The 19,028-nt window shown below is 74.8% G+C and carries 22 protein-coding genes; 13 read left to right on the top strand and 9 right to left on the bottom strand.

Annotation, left to right across the window (positions count from 1 at the left end):
* Window positions 1–28 precede the first annotated feature (28 nt).
* Window positions 29–1,117: an ATP-dependent DNA ligase gene (locus tag MY526_RS13120; RefSeq protein ID WP_436704050.1), complete on the bottom strand. Its 1,089-nt coding sequence runs from the start codon at window positions 1,115–1,117 to the stop codon at window positions 29–31.
* A 154-nt stretch (window positions 1,118–1,271) separates the two neighbouring features.
* Between MY526_RS13120 and MY526_RS13115 the strand changes: the two genes are divergently transcribed.
* From MY526_RS13115 to MY526_RS13100, 4 genes are all read left to right on the top strand, one after another.
* Window positions 1,272–1,844: an NADPH-dependent FMN reductase gene (locus MY526_RS13115; RefSeq protein ID WP_436692178.1), complete on the top strand. Its 573-nt coding sequence runs from the start codon at window positions 1,272–1,274 to the stop codon at window positions 1,842–1,844.
* A gap of 46 nt (window positions 1,845–1,890) precedes the next feature.
* A complete protein-coding gene (locus MY526_RS13110) occupies window positions 1,891–2,034 on the top strand; it encodes a DnaJ family domain-containing protein (RefSeq protein WP_436704049.1) in 144 nt (47 codons plus the stop codon).
* A gap of 63 nt (window positions 2,035–2,097) precedes the next feature.
* Window positions 2,098–2,364, top strand: a complete 267-nt coding sequence (locus MY526_RS13105; protein ID WP_436704048.1) for a hypothetical protein — start codon at window positions 2,098–2,100, stop codon at window positions 2,362–2,364.
* Window positions 2,365–2,371: 7 nt separating this feature from the next.
* Complete coding sequence (locus tag MY526_RS13100; protein WP_436692176.1) at window positions 2,372–2,563, top strand: hypothetical protein; 192 nt, start codon at window positions 2,372–2,374, stop codon at window positions 2,561–2,563.
* Window positions 2,564–2,581: 18 nt separating this feature from the next.
* Here the strand turns inward: MY526_RS13100 and MY526_RS13095 are convergent, their stop codons facing one another.
* Window positions 2,582–2,950 carry a nuclear transport factor 2 family protein gene (locus MY526_RS13095; RefSeq protein WP_436692175.1) on the bottom strand — a complete coding sequence of 123 codons (369 nt, stop codon included), beginning with the start codon at window positions 2,948–2,950 and terminating at the stop codon, window positions 2,582–2,584.
* Between the two features lie 26 nt (window positions 2,951–2,976).
* Window positions 2,977–3,366 (bottom strand): hypothetical protein, encoded by a 390-nt coding sequence (locus tag MY526_RS13090; RefSeq protein WP_436692174.1) that lies wholly within the window; start codon window positions 3,364–3,366, stop codon window positions 2,977–2,979.
* A gap of 87 nt (window positions 3,367–3,453) precedes the next feature.
* Between MY526_RS13090 and MY526_RS13085 the strand changes: the two genes are divergently transcribed.
* The 5 genes from MY526_RS13085 (at window position 3,454) to MY526_RS13065 (ending at window position 7,104) form a co-directional block, all read left to right on the top strand.
* Complete coding sequence (locus MY526_RS13085) at window positions 3,454–4,233, top strand: helix-turn-helix domain-containing protein (protein WP_436704047.1); 780 nt, start codon at window positions 3,454–3,456, stop codon at window positions 4,231–4,233.
* A 32-nt stretch (window positions 4,234–4,265) separates the two neighbouring features.
* Window positions 4,266–4,580 (top strand): ArsR/SmtB family transcription factor, encoded by a 315-nt coding sequence (locus tag MY526_RS13080; protein ID WP_436692172.1) that lies wholly within the window; start codon window positions 4,266–4,268, stop codon window positions 4,578–4,580.
* Window positions 4,580–5,104, top strand: coding sequence for an SRPBCC family protein (locus MY526_RS13075; protein ID WP_436704046.1), 525 nt, complete (start codon window positions 4,580–4,582; stop codon window positions 5,102–5,104). Before MY526_RS13080 ends, MY526_RS13075 begins: the two co-directional genes overlap by 1 nt.
* A 168-nt stretch (window positions 5,105–5,272) precedes the next feature.
* Window positions 5,273–6,070 (top strand): hypothetical protein, encoded by a 798-nt coding sequence (locus tag MY526_RS13070; protein WP_436692170.1) that lies wholly within the window; start codon window positions 5,273–5,275, stop codon window positions 6,068–6,070.
* Window positions 6,067–7,104: a hypothetical protein gene (locus tag MY526_RS13065; RefSeq protein ID WP_436704045.1), complete on the top strand. Its 1,038-nt coding sequence runs from the start codon at window positions 6,067–6,069 to the stop codon at window positions 7,102–7,104. Before MY526_RS13070 ends, MY526_RS13065 begins: the two co-directional genes overlap by 4 nt.
* 46 nt (window positions 7,105–7,150) lie before the next feature.
* Here MY526_RS13065 and MY526_RS13060 read toward each other — a convergent pair whose 3' ends face one another.
* The 3 genes from MY526_RS13060 to MY526_RS13050 are packed head-to-tail and all read right to left on the bottom strand — an operon-like array spanning window position 7,151 to window position 12,303.
* Complete coding sequence (locus MY526_RS13060) at window positions 7,151–9,079, bottom strand: hydantoinase B/oxoprolinase family protein (RefSeq protein ID WP_436692168.1); 1,929 nt, start codon at window positions 9,077–9,079, stop codon at window positions 7,151–7,153.
* Window positions 9,076–11,154, bottom strand: a complete 2,079-nt coding sequence (locus MY526_RS13055; RefSeq protein WP_436692167.1) for a hydantoinase/oxoprolinase family protein — start codon at window positions 11,152–11,154, stop codon at window positions 9,076–9,078. Before MY526_RS13055 ends, MY526_RS13060 begins: the two co-directional genes overlap by 4 nt.
* A 45-nt stretch (window positions 11,155–11,199) precedes the next feature.
* On the bottom strand, window positions 11,200–12,303 hold the full coding sequence (locus tag MY526_RS13050; RefSeq protein WP_436692166.1) for a winged helix DNA-binding domain-containing protein: 1,104 nt from the start codon (window positions 12,301–12,303) through the stop codon (window positions 11,200–11,202).
* A 116-nt stretch (window positions 12,304–12,419) separates the two neighbouring features.
* On the opposite strand from MY526_RS13050, the gene MY526_RS13045 reads away from it, so the two are divergent.
* Window positions 12,420–13,322, top strand: coding sequence for a GGDEF domain-containing protein (locus MY526_RS13045; protein ID WP_436692165.1), 903 nt, complete (start codon window positions 12,420–12,422; stop codon window positions 13,320–13,322).
* On the opposite strand, the gene MY526_RS13040 is transcribed toward MY526_RS13045, so the two are convergent.
* Window positions 13,289–13,723 (bottom strand): DUF1707 SHOCT-like domain-containing protein, encoded by a 435-nt coding sequence (locus tag MY526_RS13040; protein ID WP_436704044.1) that lies wholly within the window; start codon window positions 13,721–13,723, stop codon window positions 13,289–13,291. The genes MY526_RS13045 and MY526_RS13040 overlap by 34 nt on opposite strands.
* Window positions 13,724–13,803: 80 nt before the next feature.
* Here MY526_RS13040 and MY526_RS13035 point away from each other — a divergent pair, with 80 nt between their 5' ends.
* Complete coding sequence (locus tag MY526_RS13035; RefSeq protein ID WP_436704043.1) at window positions 13,804–14,268, top strand: antibiotic biosynthesis monooxygenase; 465 nt, start codon at window positions 13,804–13,806, stop codon at window positions 14,266–14,268.
* Between the two features lie 319 nt (window positions 14,269–14,587).
* On the opposite strand, the gene MY526_RS13030 is transcribed toward MY526_RS13035, so the two are convergent.
* Together MY526_RS13030 and MY526_RS13025 are read right to left on the bottom strand one after the other, a co-directional pair.
* Window positions 14,588–15,793: a globin domain-containing protein gene (locus MY526_RS13030; RefSeq protein WP_436692162.1), complete on the bottom strand. Its 1,206-nt coding sequence runs from the start codon at window positions 15,791–15,793 to the stop codon at window positions 14,588–14,590.
* A gap of 166 nt (window positions 15,794–15,959) precedes the next feature.
* Window positions 15,960–16,379 carry a MarR family winged helix-turn-helix transcriptional regulator gene (locus tag MY526_RS13025; protein WP_436692161.1) on the bottom strand — a complete coding sequence of 140 codons (420 nt, stop codon included), beginning with the start codon at window positions 16,377–16,379 and terminating at the stop codon, window positions 15,960–15,962.
* 69 nt (window positions 16,380–16,448) lie between these two features.
* Between MY526_RS13025 and MY526_RS13020 the strand changes: the two genes are divergently transcribed.
* Together MY526_RS13020 and MY526_RS13015 are read left to right on the top strand one after the other, a co-directional pair.
* Complete coding sequence (locus MY526_RS13020; protein ID WP_436704042.1) at window positions 16,449–18,293, top strand: ABC transporter ATP-binding protein; 1,845 nt, start codon at window positions 16,449–16,451, stop codon at window positions 18,291–18,293.
* Between the two features lie 87 nt (window positions 18,294–18,380).
* Window positions 18,381–19,007, top strand: coding sequence for a dihydrofolate reductase family protein (locus tag MY526_RS13015; RefSeq protein ID WP_436692159.1), 627 nt, complete (start codon window positions 18,381–18,383; stop codon window positions 19,005–19,007).
* Window positions 19,008–19,028: the final 21 nt, after the last annotated feature.

The raw sequence follows: 19,028 nt of genomic DNA, 5'->3' as shown, positions 1-19,028 counted from the left end.
TCGACGGCGGCGGTTTCCGCGGAGAGCGTCAGATGCCGGGGACGTCCCCGGGCTCGAGGTCGGGGCGGACCCGCACGAAGCGCAGCGGGTGCCGGAAGACGCCGGCCTGCAGCGCGGCGTCCGCGGCGACCTCGACGACGGCGTCCGGCGCCACCCGGGTCAGCGGCACCGACAGCCGGCCGCCGCCGAAGCGGCCCGTGCCGATCCGGTCGGGCCACGGGTGGTCCGGTCCGGCCGGCCGGAGGACGGCGGCCAGCTCGGCGGCCTGCGCGGGGGACAGCGGGCTGCTGCGGCCGACGACGACGAGCTCGCCGTCGCGGTACCGCCCGGCCACCAGCTGGCTGGGCCGCTCGATGGGGCCGATCACGCCGCCGGCGACCACCTCGGTCGTCTCCCAGGACTTGACCTTGACCCACTCCCGCCGACCGGGCGCGTAGCGGGTGCCCGCACCCTTGGCGACCAGGCCCTCGACACCCGCGGCCCGCCAGTCGGTGGACCACTGCCGCGCCTCGTCGGGGTCGGTGGTGGCGGGGCAGAGCTGCATCGGCGGCGCCCACCGCCCGGCCAGCTCCTCCAGCGCGGCCCGCCGCTCGCGCAGCCGGCGGCGGCGCAGGTCGGCACCGCCGAGGGCGAGCAGGTCGAAGGCGACGTAGGAGGCGGGGGCGGCGGCGACGAGGGCGCCGATCCGGCCGGGCGGGGTGACCATGCGCCGCTGCAGCAGCCCGAAGTCCAGCCGGGAGCCGTTCCACACGACGACCTCGCCGTCGACCACCGTGCCCGGAGGCACCTGGGCGACCGCGGCGGCGGCGACGTCCGGGAAGCGGTCGGTGAGGTCGCGGCCCTGCTTGGACCACAGCCGGGTACTGCCGCCGGTGCGGACGACGACCAGCCGGTAGCCGTCCCACTTCGGCTCGTAGAGCACTCCGCCGGGCAGCGCGTCGGCCCGCGGGATGTCGCGGACGGCCTTGGCCAGCTCCACCGCGACCGGCCCGGCCAGCTCGGGCGGGACGTCGGGCAACCCGGGGACGGACAGCGGCACGCCGGTCAGCCTGGGGGGTGCCGGGCCGCTGCGCAGGGCGCTGAGCTGCTTCTTCACCCCTTCGTGGCAGGTCGCCACGCTGCGCGAGGATCCCGGCGGGCGGCACGTCGTCCCCCGGCGGGTCAAGTCACGATCGGGTGACGGGGCAGCGAGTGACGTCTCCGCCACACCGGGGATTCAGGGGGCTCCGGCGCGGTTGAGAGCTCCACGAAGCCGTCGTGAGGAGCTCTCCGTGTCCCGTCCCGTCCTGCAGGTCGTCGCCGCCAGCACACGCCCCGGCCGGCGGGGTCTCGCCGTCGCCCGCTGGGTGACCCGCCTGGCCGAGGTGCACGGGGGCTTCGACGTCGAGCTGGTCGATCTCGCCGAGGTGGGGCTGCCGGTGTTCGACGAGCCGCACCACCCGCGGCTGCAGCAGTACGTGCACCAGCACACGAAGGACTGGAGCGCGACGGTCGCCCGCGCCGACGCCTTCGTCTTCGTGACCCCGGAGTACAACCACTCCTTCCCGGGCGCGCTGAAGAACGCGCTGGACTTCCTCTCGGTCGAGTGGGCCGACAAGGCGGCCGGCCTGGTGACCTACGGCGGCGTCTCGGCGGGGCTGCGCGCGTCCAGTGCGCTCAAGCCGGTGCTCGGCGCCCTGCGGGTGCTGCCGGTGGTCGAGGCGGTGTCGGTGCCGTTCTTCGCGCAGTTCCTCGACCAGGACGACGAGTTCTCCCCCAACGCCGAGCTGGAGGCCGGCGGCAAGGCGATGCTCGACGAGCTGCAGCGGGTCACCGCCGCGCTGCGCCCCCTCCGGGCCGCCTGAGCCCGAGCTCACCCGCCGCCCGGCTCGCGGTGTCACCCTGGAGGGGATGACGGAGCGCAAGCCGCCCGGGATGTCGTTCGAGACCTGGGTCGATCAGCAGCTCGCGCAGGCGCGGGCCCGCGGGGCCTTCGACGACCTCGACGGTGCCGGCCGGCCGCTGCCCCGCCGCGAGCGGGAGCAGGGCAGTTAGGACTGGGCCCTGGACTGGGCCCGGCGGCAGGCGGCCGACCCCCGCGACCTGCTGCCGCCCGGCATGGCGCTGCGCAGGGAGCGCGACGAGCTGCCCGGGCGGGTGGCCGGGCTGCCCTCCGAGGCCGCCGTCCGCGCGCTCGCCGAGGACTACAACGCCCGCGTCGAGGCCTTCTGGCGCCGTCCGCAGGAGAGCCGGTGGGCGCCCGTGCCCGGCCTGGCCGACGTCGAGGCGCTCGTCGCGCACTGGCGGGCCACCCGTCCGCCGCCTCCGCCCCCCGAGGTCCCGGCTCCGCCGCCGCGTCGCCGGTGGTGGCACCGGCGACGATGATCGGCGGATGCGCTTCGTGCTCGAGGTGGACCTGGACGCCGGGGCTCTGGCCGGGGACGACCGGGCCGCGGAACTGGGCCGGATCCTGCGGTACTGGGGCGGCAGCATGAAGCAGGTGCCGCTGGACGCCGGCACCCGCCAGGACCTCTACGACAGCGGCTACACCGCGGTCGGGTCCTGGCGGGTGGAGGAGAGCTGACACCTGCCGGAGCGGCGGTCAGGCGGCGGCGGGCACCCGGTCGAGGAAGCCCAGCACGGCCCGGATCCGGCCGTCCCCGTCGGTGACGGCGACGTCGAAACCGGCGATGGGCGCCTCCGCCCCCTCCGGCCCGAGGTGCCACGTGAAACGCACCTGGTCGTGGTGGGCGTCGACCGGCCCGGCCAGCCGGAACACGAAGCCAGGGAACTGCGCCTGGACCGCCGCGATGGTGGCCGCGATGGCCTCGCGACCGGCCACGTCGGCCAGCGGGTCGGTGTACCGGGCGTCCTCGGCGAACACCTCCTCGACCAGGACCCGTCGGGCGGCGGGGTCGGTCTCGTTCCAGGCGGCCAGGTAGCGGGCGGCGGTGTCGGGCGAGGCGGTCATGGTGGTTCTCCTCTCGGTGGGGCGGATCAGGAACGCCGCAGGCCGGCGGCCTGCAGGACGGCGAAGGCGGCGACGACGGCGGCCTGCAGGACCAGCCAGACGGCGCCGACGGTGGACGGCGTGCCGAGGTCGGCGATCACGACCACGACGGAGCCGGCGGCCCACAGCAGGTTGGCGCCGACGACGGTCCGGACGGCGGGCGCGACCGGCCGGTCGCCGACCAGCCAGACGGCCGCGGCGTAGACCAGCAGGAAGACGCCGACCCCGCGCAGGACGCCGTCCGGCAGGCCGAGCAGGTCGGCGAGCGGGCCGGCGGCCAGCAGGTAGGCCGCGCCGTTGAGGCCGGTGACGACGGCGTCGAGCCGCAGCGCGAGGCGGAGCAGGGACGCCGGAGCGGGAGCGGTGGTGGTTGTCATGGCGACCACGCTGGCGCGGCTCGCGCGGCCGGTCGATTACCTGCGAGGTAAGCGACGGGCCCGCCCGCCGTCGCTAGCGTCGCAGCCGTGACCGCCGTCGAGACCCGGCCCCCCGTGGGCGAGCTGCTGCGCGACTGGCGGCAGCGGCGCCGGCTCAGCCAGCTCGACCTCTCCAGCGAGGCGGGGGTGTCGGCCCGTCACCTGAGCTTCGTCGAGACCGGGCGGGCGCGGCCGAGCCGGGAGATGGTGCTGCACCTGGCGGAGCAGCTGGAGGTGCCGCTGCGGGAGCGGAACGAACTGCTGCTGGCGGCCGGGTATGCGCCGGTCTACGGACGGCGGCGGCTCGACGACCCCGACATGGCCGCCGTCCGGACCGCGCTGGACCTCGTCCTGACCGCCTACGAGCCCTACCCCGCGCTCGTCGTCGACCGCGGCTGGCACCTGGTGGCCGGCAACCGCAGCCTGGCGCTGCTGACCGCCGGCACGGACCCGGCCCTGCTCGTGCCGCCGGTGAACGTGCTGCGGCTCGGCCTGCACCCGCGCGGGCTGGCGCCGCGGATCCTCAACCTGCCGCAGTGGCGCACCCACCTGCTCACCCGGCTGGCCCGGGAGGCGCACCTGACCGCCGACCCCGCCCTGGCCGCCCTGCACCGGGAGCTGGCGGCGCTTCCGGGTGGCTCGGACCGCCGGCCGCCCGACGGCATCGCCGTGCCGCTGCGGCTGCGGCACGGGGACGACGTGCTGTCCTTCCTCAGCACGGTGACGACGTTCGGCACCGCCGTGGACCTGACGGCGGCCGAGCTCTCGGTGGAGGCGTTCCTGCCGGCGGACGCGCACACGGCCGAGGTGCTCCGTCACATGCCTTGACGGAAATATGCCGAGCGAGGCATGCTCGGGCCGTGCGCGAGGCGACGTGGGCGGCGCTGCTCGACCCCCACCGGCGGCGGGCGCTCGCCCTGCTGCGGGAGCGACCGAGGGCCGTCGGTGAGCTGGTCGGCGCCCTGGGTCTGAGCCAGCCGGCCACCTCCAAGCACCTGCGGGTGCTCCGGGAGGCCGGCCTGGTCCGGGTGGTCCCCGACGCCCAGCGCCGCATCTACGCGCTGGACCCGGCCCCGCTCGCGGAACTGGACGCCTGGCTGGCGCCCTACCGGGCGCTGTGGAACGACCGCCTCGACGCACTCGGCCGCCACCTCGACGAGAACCCGGAGACGTGATGGACCTCGGCACCTACATCGAGTACGACGGGCGGCCCGCCGTCCGCTTCCAGCGCACCTACGCCCACCCGGTGAAGCGGGTCTGGCGGGCGGTCAGCGACCCGGCCGAGCTCGCCGCGTGGTTTCCCTCGCAGGTGCGGCTGGAGCAGCGGACCGGTGGCACGATCACCTTCACCGGTGATCCGTACGCCGAGGACGAGACCGGCACGGTGCTGGTCTACGACCCGCCGCACCGGTTGTCCTTCACCTGGTACGACGACGTGATCCACCTGATCGTCGAGCCCATGGACGGCGGGCACAGCTCGCTGACCCTGGTCGACGTGCTCGACGAGGCGCAGGCCGCGGCGCGCAACGCCAGCGGCTGGTTCGTGTGCCTCGACGAGCTGGCCACGCTGCTCGAGGGCCGGACGGGGGCGGGCCCGCACGGCGAGGGGGCCGTGCCGTGGGAGCCGGTGTACGAGGCCCACGTGCAGGCCGGGCTGCCGTCGGGGGTCGAGATCCCGGACGCCGCGCCCCGCACCTGACCCGCCCACAGTGCTCGTGCTCTGCCCACCGTGGTGGGCAGAGCACGAGCACCCGTGGGAACGCTGCGCGCGGTCGTCGTCGCGTGGGGTAGTAGGTCCCTTCCCCCGGGTGCTCCGGGCCGCAACGGTGGTCTCCGTACGTATCGGCCTCGGTCACAGGAGGTCACCTTGACCTGGACCGCGTCCTCTCGGGGACTGCTCGGCGTCGGTGTGGCGGTGGTGGTCGCCGCCTGCGGGGGGTCCGCTCCGCAGGCGGAGGGGACGCAGGCGCAGTCCTCGTCCGGGGCGGCAGAGACCGAGGAGCCGGTCGCGTCCGGCGGGGACGACGTCCCGCCCGAGGGCGGTGCTGCCGCGGGCGGTGGAGACTCGGCGACCCCTGCGGACGGGGGCGGAACGGGGGCAACCGGCGGTGAGAGCCCGTCGACCGGGGCGTCCGGTGGCGACGACAGCCCGCCGCCGGCCTCCGGTGGCGGCCGGGAGCCGCCGCCGGCGTCGGGTGGCGACGAGCAGCCGCCGGCCTCGGGCGGAGCGCAGCCGCCGCCGGCTCCCAAGAGCGAGGTGGAGCCGCCGGCTCCGAAGAGCGAGGTGGAGCCGCCGCCCGCCTCCGGTGGAGGAGGCGACACCGGGTCCCGTCCGGGATCGCCGGACCAGGTCCCCGGTGGCACGTCCGGAGGGGAGACCGAGCCGGGCCGGCAGGGAACGCCCATCGAGATCCCCGTCTTCGAGGACAGGGGGCGACCCCATGACGGCGACCTCGAGACCAACCTCGAGCAGAGGTGCGCGACGGTCTGCACGATCGTGTTCTCCCCGGACGTCGAGCCCGACGAGAACTCCCCGTTGTGCGTGGCGGACTTCTCGTACAGCAAGGAGCCCGAGGGCGGGCTGATCCAGCAGGACACCGTGGTGACCGTGCTCCTCACTGCCGCTGCCTGCGGGTCGTCCGGTGAACAGCAGTCGGCTGGATGACCGCGACCCGGGTACGTCCCCAGACCTCCGGCGCCCGTCGGTCGCGGCCGGGCTGGCGACGGGCGGAGCACTGGCGCCGCGCGGCCCGGACCGCGTGGCGACGGTCCGAGCAGAGCGGGCGCCGACCGGCCGCTGTCGACGAGGACGTCGCCGCCGGCGATGCGCTACCGCAGGTCCTCACGACCGTCGGCGCGGTCATCGCCCCCACGACGGCCATCACGGCCCTGCTGCTGTACTTCGGCCGGCAGCACGCCAACGCCTTCTTCGGGTACTTCGGCGTCAACTTCACCGTCCTCGACCTGACGCCGAACGACTTCCTGGTGCGCAGCGCGGACGGGCTGTTCATGCCCATCGCCGTGGCGGCCTCGTGTGCCCTCGGTGGGCTGTGGGCGCACCGGTTCGCCGTGCGCCGGCTGCCTCGCGACCGGCGGCGTGCGGCCCTCGGGCGCGCCGCCCCGGTGGTGGGCGGTTTCGGCGGGCTGCTGGTGGCTGTCGCGGCTGTCGCCGTGGTCAGGGGTCCCGGCTGGCCACGCCGGTTCCCCGAGGCCGGCGGACTGGCCCTCTCGATCGGGGTGGTGCTGCTGGTCTACGCCGTCCACCTGGCGCGTCAGGCGCGTGACGGCCGGCGTGGTCCGGGCCTCTCCGGGAGCGGGCTGGCCGAGTGGGCCGCCGCGTTCGTGCTGATCACCGTGGGGCTCTTCTGGGCGGTGAGCACCTACGCGCGCGGCGTCGGCCTCGGTCGGGCCGCCCAGCTGGAGGAGGGCCTGGCCGGGTGGCCCGACGCCGTGGTCTTCAGCGAGCGGGACCTGCGCATCGACGTCCCGGGGGTCGACCCGGTGACCTGCGCGGACCCCGAGGGTGCCTACCGCTTCCGCTACGACGGCCTGAAGCTGGTCCAGCAGGCCGGCGACCACTACCTCCTGCTGCCGGAGGCGTGGGCGCCGGAGTCCGGGGCCGCCGTCCTCCTCCCGCGCACCGACGCGGTCCGGCTGGAGTTCGCCCTCCCCGGGCGGGAACCTCCGGCCGCCTGCTGACCCGGACCCCGAGGGGCAGAAATGGCCATTTCTGCCCCTCGGCGGCCTAGAGGACGTCGAACTCGTTGAACGCCGCGCCGCCGGAGAGCGCCGCGTAGCCGGGGCCGCGGTCGAAGAACGGCTCGTCGCCGGTGCGGGCGGCCCGCCGCTCGGCGCGCAGGTCCTCGGTGGCGGCCACGTCGGCCGAACCGTCGTCCCGGACCACCACGCCGTAGTCCTCGCGGGCGCCGGTCACCGACACCTTCCGCCAGGCGATGTCCCGCAGGACCTCGTCCACCGGCCGGTCCAGCGGGTCGCCCCAGCCGCCGCCGCCCGTCGTCCGGATGCGCACCACCGTGCCCGCCGTCAGCGGCTCGGCGTCGGCGAGTGCGTCGACGTCGTGCTCGCCGGGGCCGCCGGGGTCGACGGTGATCTGGAACGGCCGCCCGGCCTTGCCGCCCTTCACGCCCCAGCAGGCCAGGATCGAGCGGTCGGCGATCGACATGAAGTGCGCGTCGCGCAGCACCCGGATGTGCTTCTCGTACCCGCAGCCGCCGCGGTAGCGCCCCGGCCCGCCCGAGTCCAGGGCCAGGCCCAGCCGCTCCACCCGCAGCGGGAAGCGCCCCTCGGTGAACTCGGTGGGCAGGTTCCGCGAGTCCGGGACCACGTGGATGGTGTCCTCGCCGTCGGCGTAGTACCGGCCGCCGGAGCCCCCGCCGAGCACCTCGCGCATGAGGTACGGCTGCCCGTCGGCGTCGGTGCCGTAGACGCCGGTGTAGCGGATCGTCTCCTGGTCGGCGGGCATCCGGCCGCCGGTCGCCTTGGCGAGCACCCCGGCCAGCACGCCGAGCAGCCGCAGGATGACGAAGGTCCGCGCGTTCGTCGGCGCCGGGAAGATCGGTGTGAGCAGCGTGCCCTTCTCCGGGAACCGCATCTCGATCAGCGGGACGACGCCCTCGTTGACGTCGAGTTCGGCCATCCGCTCGGGCGTCTGGGCCAGGTTGCGCAGGATCGGCGCCAGCCACTTCTTGAGGAAGTTGCCGTCGGCGTAGTCGCCGCAGTGGTTGATCGGGCCCTTGGCCTGCGGGCCGGTGCCGGTGAAGTCGATGACCAGCGGGGTCTCCCGGGTGGAGTCCATGGTCAGCGTGATCCGCTGGCGGTGCAGCTGGGGTTCCTCGACGCCGTCGTGCTCGGCGTAGTCCTCCCAGACATAGGTGCCGTCGGGGATCTGGGAGAGGATCTCCCGCCGGTAGACCTCGGTGGAGTTGGCCAGGATCGCGTCGAAGCACGCCTCGACCGCGTCCACGCCGTACCGGTCGAACAGCTCGCCCAGGCGGCGGGCGCCGGCCAGGCAGGCCGAGCACTCGGCGTCGAGGTCGGCGGCCAGCGAGTCCGGCATCCGCGAGTTGCGGGTCATGATCTTCAGCGCGCTCTCGTTGGGCACGCCGCGGTCCCACAGCTTGATCGGGGGGACCATGAGGCCCTCCTCGTACACGCTGGTGGCCGCCGACGGCATGGAGCCGGGCACCGCGCCGCCGATGTCGTCGTGGTGGCCGAACGCCTGGATGAACGCGACCACCTGCGCGCCGCCATCCGCCCCGTCTCCCGGTCGCGCGGCGAACACCGGAACGGTGACGCACAGGTCGGGCAGGTGGCCGATCCCGCCCTCGGACAGGTAGACGTCGTTGTGGAAGAAGACGTCGCCGACGTTCATCGTCTCGATCGGGTAGTCCCGCACCACCGGGTGCACGAGCGCCGAGTACGAGCGGCCGGTCAGCTTGCGCAGCTGCCGGTCGTGGATGCCGGCGCGGAAGTCGTGCGCGTCGCGGATCATCGGCGACCGCGAGGTGCGCCCGATGGAGGTCTCGACCTCCTTCTCGATCGCGGCCAGCGTGCCGGCGACGATCTCGACGAGCACCGGGTCGGCCGCGACCTTGCCGTTCGTCAGGGTCCCGGAAGGGCCATCGTGGCCACTGTTGCCCTGGACCGCGGTCATCGGTCGGTCTCCTTCGTGAGCAGCAGGTTGCCGTGGGCGTCCACGGTGACCCGGAAGCCGGGGTGCACGGGCACGGTCGAGCCGAACTCCTCGATGACCGCCGGGCCGCTGACGACGTCGCCGGGCCCGAGGTCGGGCCGGTCGTACGTCGGGGTGTCGACCCAGTCGTCGAAGAACACCCGCCGCGAACCGGTGACGGCGCGCTCGACGCCGCCGTCCTCGGCCGGCAGCTCCACCATGTCCGGACGGCGGATCGGCCCGATCCCGCTCACGCGGAGGTTGACCCACTCGACGGCCTGGCGGGGGTCGTCGGCGAAGTCGTAGCCGTAGAGCTGGCGGTGCGCGGCGTGGAACGCCTGCGCGACGTCCTCGGCGGCCACGGCGTCCAGGTCGCCCTCGGCCACCGGCACCCGCACCTCGAAGGCCTGCCCGACGTAGCGCAGGTCGGCGGTGCGCTGCATGCGCTGGGCTCCGCGGTCGAAGCCCTCGCCGTCCAGCGCGATCTGGGCCTGGCCCTCGAGGGCGGCGTACACCGCGCGCACCCGGTCGAGGTCGAGGTCGGCGTGCCTGGAGACCACGGTCTGCACGTAGTCGTTGCGGACGTCGACGGTGAGCAGCCCGAAGGCACTGACGTTGCCCGGGTTCGGCGGGACCAGCGTGCGCGGCAGGTTGAGGATGTCCATCAGCCGGCAGGCCAGCAGCGAGCCGGAGCCGCCGAACGTGGTCAGCGTGAAGTCGCGGACGTCGAGGCCGCGGGCGACGGTCACCTGGCGCAGCGCGTTGGCCTGGTTCCAGGCGGAGATCTCGAGGATGCCGGTCGCGGTCCGCTCGAGGTCCATGTCGAGCTCGGCCCCGAGCGCGGCGAGGCCCTTCGTCGCGGCGTCGACCGACAGCGGGATCTCCCCGCCCAGCAGGTGCGGGGGGATCCGGCCCAGGACGACGTGCGCGTCGGTGACGGTCGGCTGGTCGCCGCCGTCCGGGTAGCACATGGGGCCGGGGTCGGCGCCGGCCGACTTGGGGCCGACCTTGAGCGTGCCCTCCGGGGACAGCCAGGCGATCGAGCCGCCGCCGGCGCCGACGGTGACGACGTCGATCATCGGGATCTTGGACGGGTAGTCGCCGACCGAGCCCTCGGTGGTCAGCGTCGGTTCGCCGTCGATGACGACGGTGACGTCGGTCGAGGTGCCGCCGCCGTCGCAGGTGAGCACCCGGTCGAAGCCGGCGGTGCCTGCGATCAGGGCGGCGCCCAGCGCGCCGGCCGCGGGGCCCGACAGCATCGTGGTGATCGGCTGGTGCACGACCTCGCCGGCGCTGAGCACGCCGCCGTTGCTCTTCATCACGTAGAACGGCACGCCCGGGGCGATCTCGTCCAGCCGGGTGCGGATGTTGGTGACGTAGGCGCCGACCTTCGGCTTCACCGCGGCGTCGACCAGCGTGGTCACCGACCGCTCGTACTCGCGGTACTCGCGCAGCACCTCGCTGGACAGCGAGACCACCGCGTCCGGGTGCTCCTCGCGGATGACCTCGAGCATCGCCCGCTCGTGCGCGTCGTCGGCGTAGGCGTGCAGGAAGCAGACGCCGATGGTGGAGATGCCGGCGTCCCTGAAGAAGCGGGCGGCCGTGCGGGCGTCGTCGGCGTCGAAGGGGCGGATCTCCTCGCCCCTGTGGTCGAGGCGGCCGCGCACGGTGCGCACCAGGTCGGCCGGGACGATCCGCGGCGGCTTGACCCAGAAGTAGCTGTTGCCGTACCCGTCGGGCACCGACTGGCGGGCGATCTCCAGCACCGACTCGTAGCCCTCGGTGGTGATGAACCCGATCCGGTCGAGCTTGCCCTCGAGCAGCTGGTTGGTGGCGACGGTCGTCCCGTGGCTGACGGCGGTGACCGCGCCGCCCGGCAGGTCCATCAGGCCCAGCACCTTGCGGACTCCGGTGAGGAAGCCCTCGGCCGGGTCGGCCGGGGTGGACGGCGTCTTGGTGGTGGTGGTCTGCCCGGTCTCCTCGTCCACCGCGACGACGTCGGTGAACGTCCCTCCGGTGTCGATGCCGATGCGGACCCGGCGGGGCGGCGCGCTCATGCAGGTACCTTAGCGTTGAGATACCCGCCCGGGAAGGTGTGGCGCTCAGTCGGTGATGTCGACGGCCGTGAGCGACACCTGACGGAACGCGGCGAGCCGCTCGGCCTCGGCGCCGACCGCCGCGCGCAGGTCCGCTCCGAGCGGCTGCCACGGCTCGACCGTGACGGTCAGCGCCCTGCCGGCCTTCCGCGGCCGCCAGGTTCCGGCGATCTCACCGTCGACGAGGACGGCGCCGGGGCGGCCCAGCGTCGGCCAGAGCGCCTTGGCCCGGTGCCGCTCGGGCACCAGCAGGTCGCGGTCGCGCGCCTGCAGGAAGAGGTCGAACGGCCCGAGCAGCCGGGTGCCGGACGCGGCGGGCACCGCATCGAGCCGGCCGGCGTCCGCGGCCAACAGCCAGCGCCGCTCGCCGTCCACCGGCACCTCCACGGCGTCCTCGGGCCACCGGGCCTGCACCTCCCTGACCGGCGCGTCGAGGTACCCGGCCACGAGCTTCGGGGTGGCCGGGCCGAGCAGCCGCAGGTACCCGCGGACGACGTCCAGGCGCTCGGGCACGGTGTCGGCGGGCGCGAGGCCGGCCGCCGGGCGCAGCACCGGCGGCGAGGTGCCCGGCTCCAGTTCCAGGCCGGCGCGCAGGGCGGCCAGGCGGAACGGCATCTCCCAGGGGTGGACGGCGTCGCACGGGCGGCAGTACCGCAGGTGCGGATCGTCGAGCATCCGGGTCAGCCGGCCGGAGACCTCGCCCTTGACCGTCGGCGCCGTGACCACCTCGCGCATGGCACCGGCGATGGTGTCGAGCGCGGCCAGGACCGGGATGCCCGCGGCCCGCAGCGGCCGGGCAGCGTCGTAGATCCGCTTGCCCGCGTCGGCCTCGGAGAACGGTGCGGTGGCCGCGGCGACGGCGGGGAGGTCGGCCCGGCGGTACACGTGCGGGGCGCCGCGGATCGTCCACACGGTGACCAGCGCGTCGGCGTCCAGGCCGGCGACGTCGACCCCGCGCAGCGCCAGCGCCCAGAGCGCGCCGTCCGGGCCGGTGTCCTGTGCACCGAGGTCCAGCACAGCGGTGTCGGCCGGCGTGCCGGCCGCCCGGTCGAGTTGCTGCGCGTGCACGCGGAGGTCGAGGACCCGCCGACGGGTGAGGGGATCCGCCACGCCCGGGACGGTAGTGCCCGGCACCGACACCGGCGTCGCGCGTTGTTGCCGAGATGTGATCGTGGTCTCATGCCGGGGCGGCGCGCCGGGGGGCGCGTCACGAGGAGGCGGTCGGGGTGGAGCCCTCCCTGTCCGAGGAGTTCGTCGCTGCGACCGGGGCGCTGCTCGCCGTGATCGGTGCCGACGAGCGGATCCTGCTCGCCAACCCGGCGCTCCAGCGGTTCACCGGCCGCACCGCCGACGAGTTGCTCGGCCGGTTCTTCTGGGAGGTCTGGGTCCTCCCCGAGCACGTCGAGCTGGCCCAGGACGCGATCACGCGGGCCATCGCCACAGGCACGGCGCAGCCGCAGGAGGCCGACTGGCTGACCGGGGACGGCGGCCGGCGGCGGGTGGCGATGCACAACGACGTCCTCCGCGACTGTTCCGGCCGGCCGTACGCGGTCGCCACCCTCGGCATCGACGTCACCGACCAGCGGCAGCGGGAGGCCCGGCTGCACCAGCGGGCCGAGACCGACCGGCTGACCGGCATCCCGCACCGCGGGGCGCTGTTCGACGCCCTCCGCCGGCACCTGGACCCGGTCGACGGCGCCGGCTGCGCCGTGCTGTTCTGCGACCTGGACCGGTTCAAGGTGGTCAACGACGACCACGGGCACGGCGTCGGCGACCGGCTGCTCAGCTCGGTCGCCGGCCGGCTCAGCGAGCTCGTGCGCGCGGGCGAGGTCGCGGCCCGGTTCGGCGGCGACGAGTTCGTCCTCCTGGTCCCCGGCGACGACCCGGAGCGGGTGTCGGCGCTCACCGGGCGGGTGGCCGCCGCGCTGGCCGCCCCGTTCGACGCCGCGTGCGGGCCGCTGTCGGTCGGGGTGAGCGTCGGTGTGGCGGTGGGCCGCCCGGGGGAGTCACCCGACGAGCTCATCGCCCGGGCCGACCGGGCCATGTACGGCAGCAAGACCCACCGCCGCCGGCGCATCGCCGCCGACGGCGCGGCTCAGCGCTCCGGCCGGCCGATGCCCACGGCGTAGAGCACCGCGAGGACGGCGCCCGGCGGCCCGGCCACCCAGACCCACCACGGGTGGACGAAGGTCCCGGTGGTCACCGACACCAGCGTCCAGACGACGAGGTTGATCGCCACGACGCTCGCCCAGACGATCGTCAGGACGCGCATCGCCGTGCCGCCGGCGTCGTTCGAGAAGCGCCGGCCCAGGGGTGGCGGCGGCGGCGGGGGCGCGGGCGGCTCCGGCAGGTCCCGCGTGACCCGGGCCAGCTCGCCGCGCGTGCGCGAGGACCACACCGACTGCACGCGGGCGTCGAACTCGTGCAGGTCGAGCTGGCCCGCGGCCACGGCCCGTCGCAGCTTCTCCTGCACCTCGGCCCGCTCGGGGTCCGAGACGCGCATCTCGTCGGGGCGCACCGGGTCGTTCACCCCTCGATCGTGACACTCGATCGCGCGCCGTCGGCCGATGACTTCCGCGGACGGCGCGGGTCTGACCCGACGTGATCATCGTGTCGGGGACACTGACCGTGCGGCCGGAAGACCGGGACGGCTACCTCGCCGCGTGCCGCACCGTGGTCGCGCAGGCCCGCGCCGCCCCCGGTTGCCTGGACTTCGCGATCTCCGCCGACCTGCTCGACCCGGGGCGCATCACCGTGCTCGAGCGCTGGGCCACCCGTGCCGAGCTGGACGACTTCCGGGGCTCCGGCCCGGCAGATGAGCAGGCGGCCGTCCTGCTCGCGGCCGACGTCGCCGACTACGAGGTGTCCCGCACGTACGACGGGGCGCCGCTGCCGGTGCCGACGTCCATCGGCGTTCCGGCGAGCAGCGCGCTCCTCAGCCGGGGCGTCCGGGACCTGCGGGACCTCACCGGGATCACCGAGCGGGAGCTGCTCTCCTGGCACGGCGTCGGCCCCAAGGCGGCGCGGCTGCTCCGCGAGGCCCTCGCGGAGCACGGCCTGACCTTCGCCGGCTGACCTGACGGCGGCTCAGCGCCGGCCGGGGACGGCGCCCGGATGTGGTGGGCCCGGGCAGGCAGCCGGGGACGGCAGGCAGGCCGCGGGTGGACCGGGCGCGGGGCCCGGAGGGTCCCCGGCCGGGACACGGGCAGCGGCTCAGCGCCGGCCGGGGACGGCGCCCGGATGTGGTGGGCCCGGGCAGGCAGCCGGGGACGGCAGGCAGGCCGCGGGTGGACCGGGCGCGGGGCCCGGAGGGTCCCCGGCCGGGACACGGGCAGCGGCTCAGCGCCGGCCGGGGACGGCACCTGGCCGCGGTGTCGTCCGGTAGGACGACAGATCAATCAGCGTCGGCCTGCCACAGGTCCGGGCCGAACACCTCGTACTGGATGTCGCGGGTGCTGACGCCGCGGTCCAGCAGCGACTGGCGGACCGCCTTCATGAACGGCAGCGGCCCGCACAGGTAGTAGACGGCGTCGTCGGGCACGTCGATCTCGGACAGGTCCATGACGCCCTCGTGCACGCCGTCCACCGGCAGGCTGCACTCGGCGCCGCCCTCGAACCAGACGTGCAGCTCGCCGTTGGGCAGTGCGCGGACGTCGTCGAGCACCTGCTGCCGGAGCGCCCAGGAGGCCTCGTCGACGTCGGCGTGCAGCAGCGTGATCTCCAGGTGCGACCCCGCGGCGACCAGGTGGGAGAGCATCCCAGCCATCGGGGTGATGCCGATGCCGGCGCTGGCGAACACCGCCGGCCGGGAGTCGTCGAGGACGACGTCCCCGAACGGGAGCGACATCGTGATCGTGTCGCCGACGTCCACGCTGTCGTGCAGCAGGTTGGACACCTCGCCGTCCGGCTTGTCGCTGCCGTGGACGCGCTTGACCGCGAAGGAGCGGTGCTCGCCGTCGTCGGCCCGGATGAGGCTGTACTGCCGCGGCTGCCGGACGCCGTCGGGCATGGGCACCCGCACGGTGACGTACTGGCCGGGGAGCGAGGTCTTCACCAGCCGGTCGTCGATGCGCTTCACGGTGAAGACGACGACGTCGTCGGTCTCCCGGCGCTTCTCGGTGACCTCCCAGTCGCGCCAGACGATCTGCGGCCGGACGCCGCGGGCGCTGTAGAGGCCGCGCTCCTGGTTGATCAGGGCGCGGGCCATCAGCCAGTAGACCTCGTCCCAGGCGGCGGCGACCTCGGGGGTGACCGCGTCACCGAGGACGTCGACGATCGCCCAGAACAGGTGGTCGTGCACCACCTGGTACTGCGCGGGCTCGATGCCGAGCGAGGCGTGCTTGTGGGCCACCCGGTTGAGCAGGTGCTCGGGCAGCTGGTCGGGGTGGTTGACCAGCGCGCTGGCGAACATGGCAACCGAGCCGGCCAGGGCCTGCTGCTGGGTGCCCTCGGCCTGGTTGCCGCGGTTGAAGATGCCGTCGAGCAGTTCCGGGTGCTCGCCGAACAGGTGCTGGTAGAACCGCTCGGCGATCTTGCCGATGTTCTCGCCGACCACGGGCAGCGTGGCCTCGATGATCGGCCGGGACGTCTCGGACAGCACGACGGCTACCTCCCCCTCGGCTGGGACGTGACGGGTCCGTCACTCCCAGCCCCGGTAACCGCCCCGCACGGCATGTACGCATGGAACGGCCGACGATCCGGACTTTCGGCGCAGAAGGTCCGGAGGGGAGCCCGGTTCCCGGCGCGGAGGGCCCGGAGAACCGCGCTCAGCCCGTGCCCAGCTCGCGCAGGATCCGCGCCAGGGTCGCCCGGTCGGCGGGATCGAGCCGGGCGAAGAGGTCCCGGGTGTCGGCCGCCCGTGCCGCGGCCACCTCGCCCTGCACCTGCCGGCCGGTGGCGGTGGGCGTCAGGACGACGGCCCGCCGGTCGGTCGGGTCGGGGCCACGCTCGACCAGCCCGCGGGCCTGCAGCGCGTCGGCGACCTCGGTGGCCGAGCGCGGCGCGATGTGCAGCGCCTCGGCGAGGTCGGAGAGCCGGACGCCGTCCCGGTCGCAGACGACCCGCAGGGCGCGGGCGTGGTGCGGGGAGAGGTCCCACGGCGCGAGGGCCTCCCGCCAGCGCCGCCGCTGGGTACGGGCGGCCCGCATGAGGAGCTCGCCCAGCGTCGCGGCGTCGTCGTCCGGCACGGCGGGAAGCGTACCGGGTGTCGTACGGTTACCTCATCGTGAGGCAACCTCAGTAACACGACGGAGGAGGTGGTCGTCGTCGACGACCTGAAGAGAGGGTCAGGGGGCGGGCGCTCGGGGCGCACCGTCGACCCGGCCGACCGGGCGCAGCTGGAGCGCTCGCCGGTGCCGTTGCGCCGGGTGACCGCGCTGTTCGCGCCGTACCGCTGGCAGGTGGGCACCGTGGTGGTGCTCATCGTCGCCTCCTCGGTGGTGGCGCTGGCGACGCCGTTCCTCGTCCGGCTGGTGATCGACGAGGCGCTGCCCGGGCAGGACCTGCGGCTGCTGGCCTGGGCGGTCGCCGGGATGGTGGCGGTTGCCGGGATCACCGCCGTCCTGGGCGTGGTGCAGACCTGGCTGTCGACGACCGTCGGGCAGCGGGTCATGCACGGCCTGCGGACGGCGGTCTTCACGCACCTCCAGCGGCAGTCGCTGGGCTTCTTCACCCGCACCCGCGGCGGGGAGGTGCAGTCCCGGCTGACCCACGACATCGCCGGCATGCAGTCGGTGGTCACCTCGACGGCCACCTCCCTGGCGTCCAACGCGACCACCGTCGTCGGCACCGTGGTCGCGATGGTGGCGCTGTCCTGGCGGCTGGCGCTGCTCTCGCTCGTCGTCCTCCCGCCGGCGGTGCTGCTCACCCGCAAGGTGGCGCGGATGCGCCGGGCGGTCACCGCCCAGCGGCAGCGGCACCTGGCCGACATGCACGCGCAGGTCGAGGAGGGGCTGTCGGTCAGCGGCGTGCTGCTCGGGAAGACCCTCGGTGCCGGTCCCGCCCAGTCGCACCGGTTCGCCGCGACGTCCGAGGACCTCGTCGGTCTCGAGGTGCGCTCGCAGCTGGCCGGGCGCTGGCGGATGGCCACCATGAGCATCGTGTTCGCCGGCATCCCGGCGGTGATCTACCTGGCCGCGGGGCTGCCGGCGACCTCCGGCGGCATGACGATCGGCACGCTGGTCGCCTTCACCGCGCTGCAGGGCACGCTGTTCCGGCCGCTCATGGGCCTGCTCGACGTCGGCGTCGCGGTGACCAGTTCGATGGCGCTGTTCAGCCGGGTCTTCGAGTACCTGGACCTGCCGGTGGAGATCGACGACCCGGTCTCCCCCGTGCCGCTGGACCCGTCCGCCGTCCGCGGCGAGGTGCGCTTCGAGCGCGTCTCGTTCACCTACCCCGACGGGCACCGCCCGGCGCTGGACGGCGTCGACCTCGTGGTCCCGGCCGGGACGACGCTGGCGCTGGTGGGGGAGACCGGCTCGGGCAAGAGCACGCTGGCCTCCCTGGTCGCGCGGCTGGCCGACCCCGGGGCCGGGCGGGTGACCGTCGACGGCGTCGACGTCCGCGACCTCTCGCTGGCCACGCTCGCCTCCGTCGTCGGCGTCGTCGCGCAGGAGACCTACCTGCTGCACACGACGGTCCGGGAGAACCTGCGGCACGCCCGCCCCGGCGCCACCGACGCCGAGATCGAGGACGCCGCCCGCCGCGCGCAGGTGCACGAGGTGATCGCCGCCCTGCCCGACGGCTACGACACCGTCGTCGGCGCGCGCGGGTACCGGTTCTCCGGTGGGGAGAAGCAGCGGCTGGCGATCGCCCGCACGCTGCTGCGCGACCCGCGGGTGCTCGTGCTCGACGAGGCCACGAGCGCGCTGGACACCGCGACGGAGCGGGCGGTGCAGGCCGCACTCGACGAGGCCAGCCGCGGCCGGACGACGATCACCATCGCCCACCGGCTGTCCACCGTCCGCCACGCCGACCGGATCGCCGTCCTCTCCGCCGGCCGGGTCGTGGAGTCCGGCACGCACGAGGAGCTGGTCGCGGCCGGCGGGCGCTACGCGGTGCTCGTCGCCGCCGGCGAGCGGGAGGTCGCGCTGGCCGCGTGACGCCGGTCCGATGAGTCCCGGCCGCGGCCGCCGTCTCCAGTGCAGGAGCCCGGCCGGAGGGGTCGGCTCGACCGGGAGGAGCCCGCCATGCGACCGCTCGTCGTCACCACGTTCCTGACCATGGACGGCGTCATGCAGGCCCCCGGCGGCCCGGGGGAGGACCCCGCCGGCGGCTTCTCCTACGAGGGCTGGCTGGTGCCGCACTTCGACGACGTGCTCGGCGCCCAGATCGAGGAGTGGTTCGCCCCCGTCGAGGACTTCCTGCTCGGCCGCACGACCTACGACATCTTCTACGCCTCGTGGCCGAAGATGCGCGACGAGAGCAGCGCGGTCGCGACGGGCCTCAACGACAAGATCAAGCACGTCGCCTCGCGGACGCTCACCTCGGTGGAGTGGGAGACCGCGCGGCTGCTGGAGAACCCCGTGGCCGACGCCGTCCGGACGCTCAAGGACCGCGACGGTGGCGAGCTGCAGGTGCACGGGTCGGCGGGTCTGGTCCAGACGCTGCTGCACGAGGACCTCGTCGACGAGCTCCGGCTGGTCGTCGCCCCCGTGGTCGTGGGTGCGGGCAAGCGGCTGTTCGGCGAGGGCACCGTCCCGCGGACCTGGCGGCTCACCCTGTCGAAGACGACCCCCACGGGCGTGCTGATCGCCGCCTACCAGCGGGCCGGTGAGGTGGAGATCGGCACGATGGGGCCCGAGTACGAGGAGTGACACACCCGGGAAGGGGATCGG

It is taken from the genome of Geodermatophilus sp. CPCC 205761, from assembly GCF_051383655.1.
GTDB lineage: Bacteria > Actinomycetota > Actinomycetes > Mycobacteriales > Geodermatophilaceae > Geodermatophilus.
This window is presented reverse-complemented; position numbering and strand designations above follow the sequence as displayed.

What these genes read in the sequence shown, in the direction of transcription:
- MY526_RS13110 (WP_436704049.1), top strand. Translation starts at nt 1,891, where the DNA reads ATGACGGAGCGCAAGCCGCCCGGGATGTCGTTCGAGACCTGGGTCGAT.
- MY526_RS13105 (WP_436704048.1), top strand. Translation starts at nt 2,098, where the DNA reads ATGGCGCTGCGCAGGGAGCGCGACGAGCTGCCCGGGCGGGTGGCCGGG.
- MY526_RS13100 (WP_436692176.1), top strand. Translation starts at nt 2,372, where the DNA reads ATGCGCTTCGTGCTCGAGGTGGACCTGGACGCCGGGGCTCTGGCCGGG.
- MY526_RS13095 (WP_436692175.1), bottom strand. Translation starts at nt 2,950, where the DNA reads ATGACCGCCTCGCCCGACACCGCCGCCCGCTACCTGGCCGCCTGGAAC.
- MY526_RS13090 (WP_436692174.1), bottom strand. Translation starts at nt 3,366, where the DNA reads ATGACAACCACCACCGCTCCCGCTCCGGCGTCCCTGCTCCGCCTCGCG.
- MY526_RS13075 (WP_436704046.1), top strand. Translation starts at nt 4,580, where the DNA reads ATGGACCTCGGCACCTACATCGAGTACGACGGGCGGCCCGCCGTCCGC.
- MY526_RS13065 (WP_436704045.1), top strand. Translation starts at nt 6,067, where the DNA reads ATGACCGCGACCCGGGTACGTCCCCAGACCTCCGGCGCCCGTCGGTCG.
- MY526_RS13060 (WP_436692168.1), bottom strand. Translation starts at nt 9,079, where the DNA reads ATGACCGCGGTCCAGGGCAACAGTGGCCACGATGGCCCTTCCGGGACC.
- MY526_RS13055 (WP_436692167.1), bottom strand. Translation starts at nt 11,154, where the DNA reads ATGAGCGCGCCGCCCCGCCGGGTCCGCATCGGCATCGACACCGGAGGG.
- MY526_RS13015 (WP_436692159.1), top strand. Translation starts at nt 18,381, where the DNA reads ATGCGACCGCTCGTCGTCACCACGTTCCTGACCATGGACGGCGTCATG.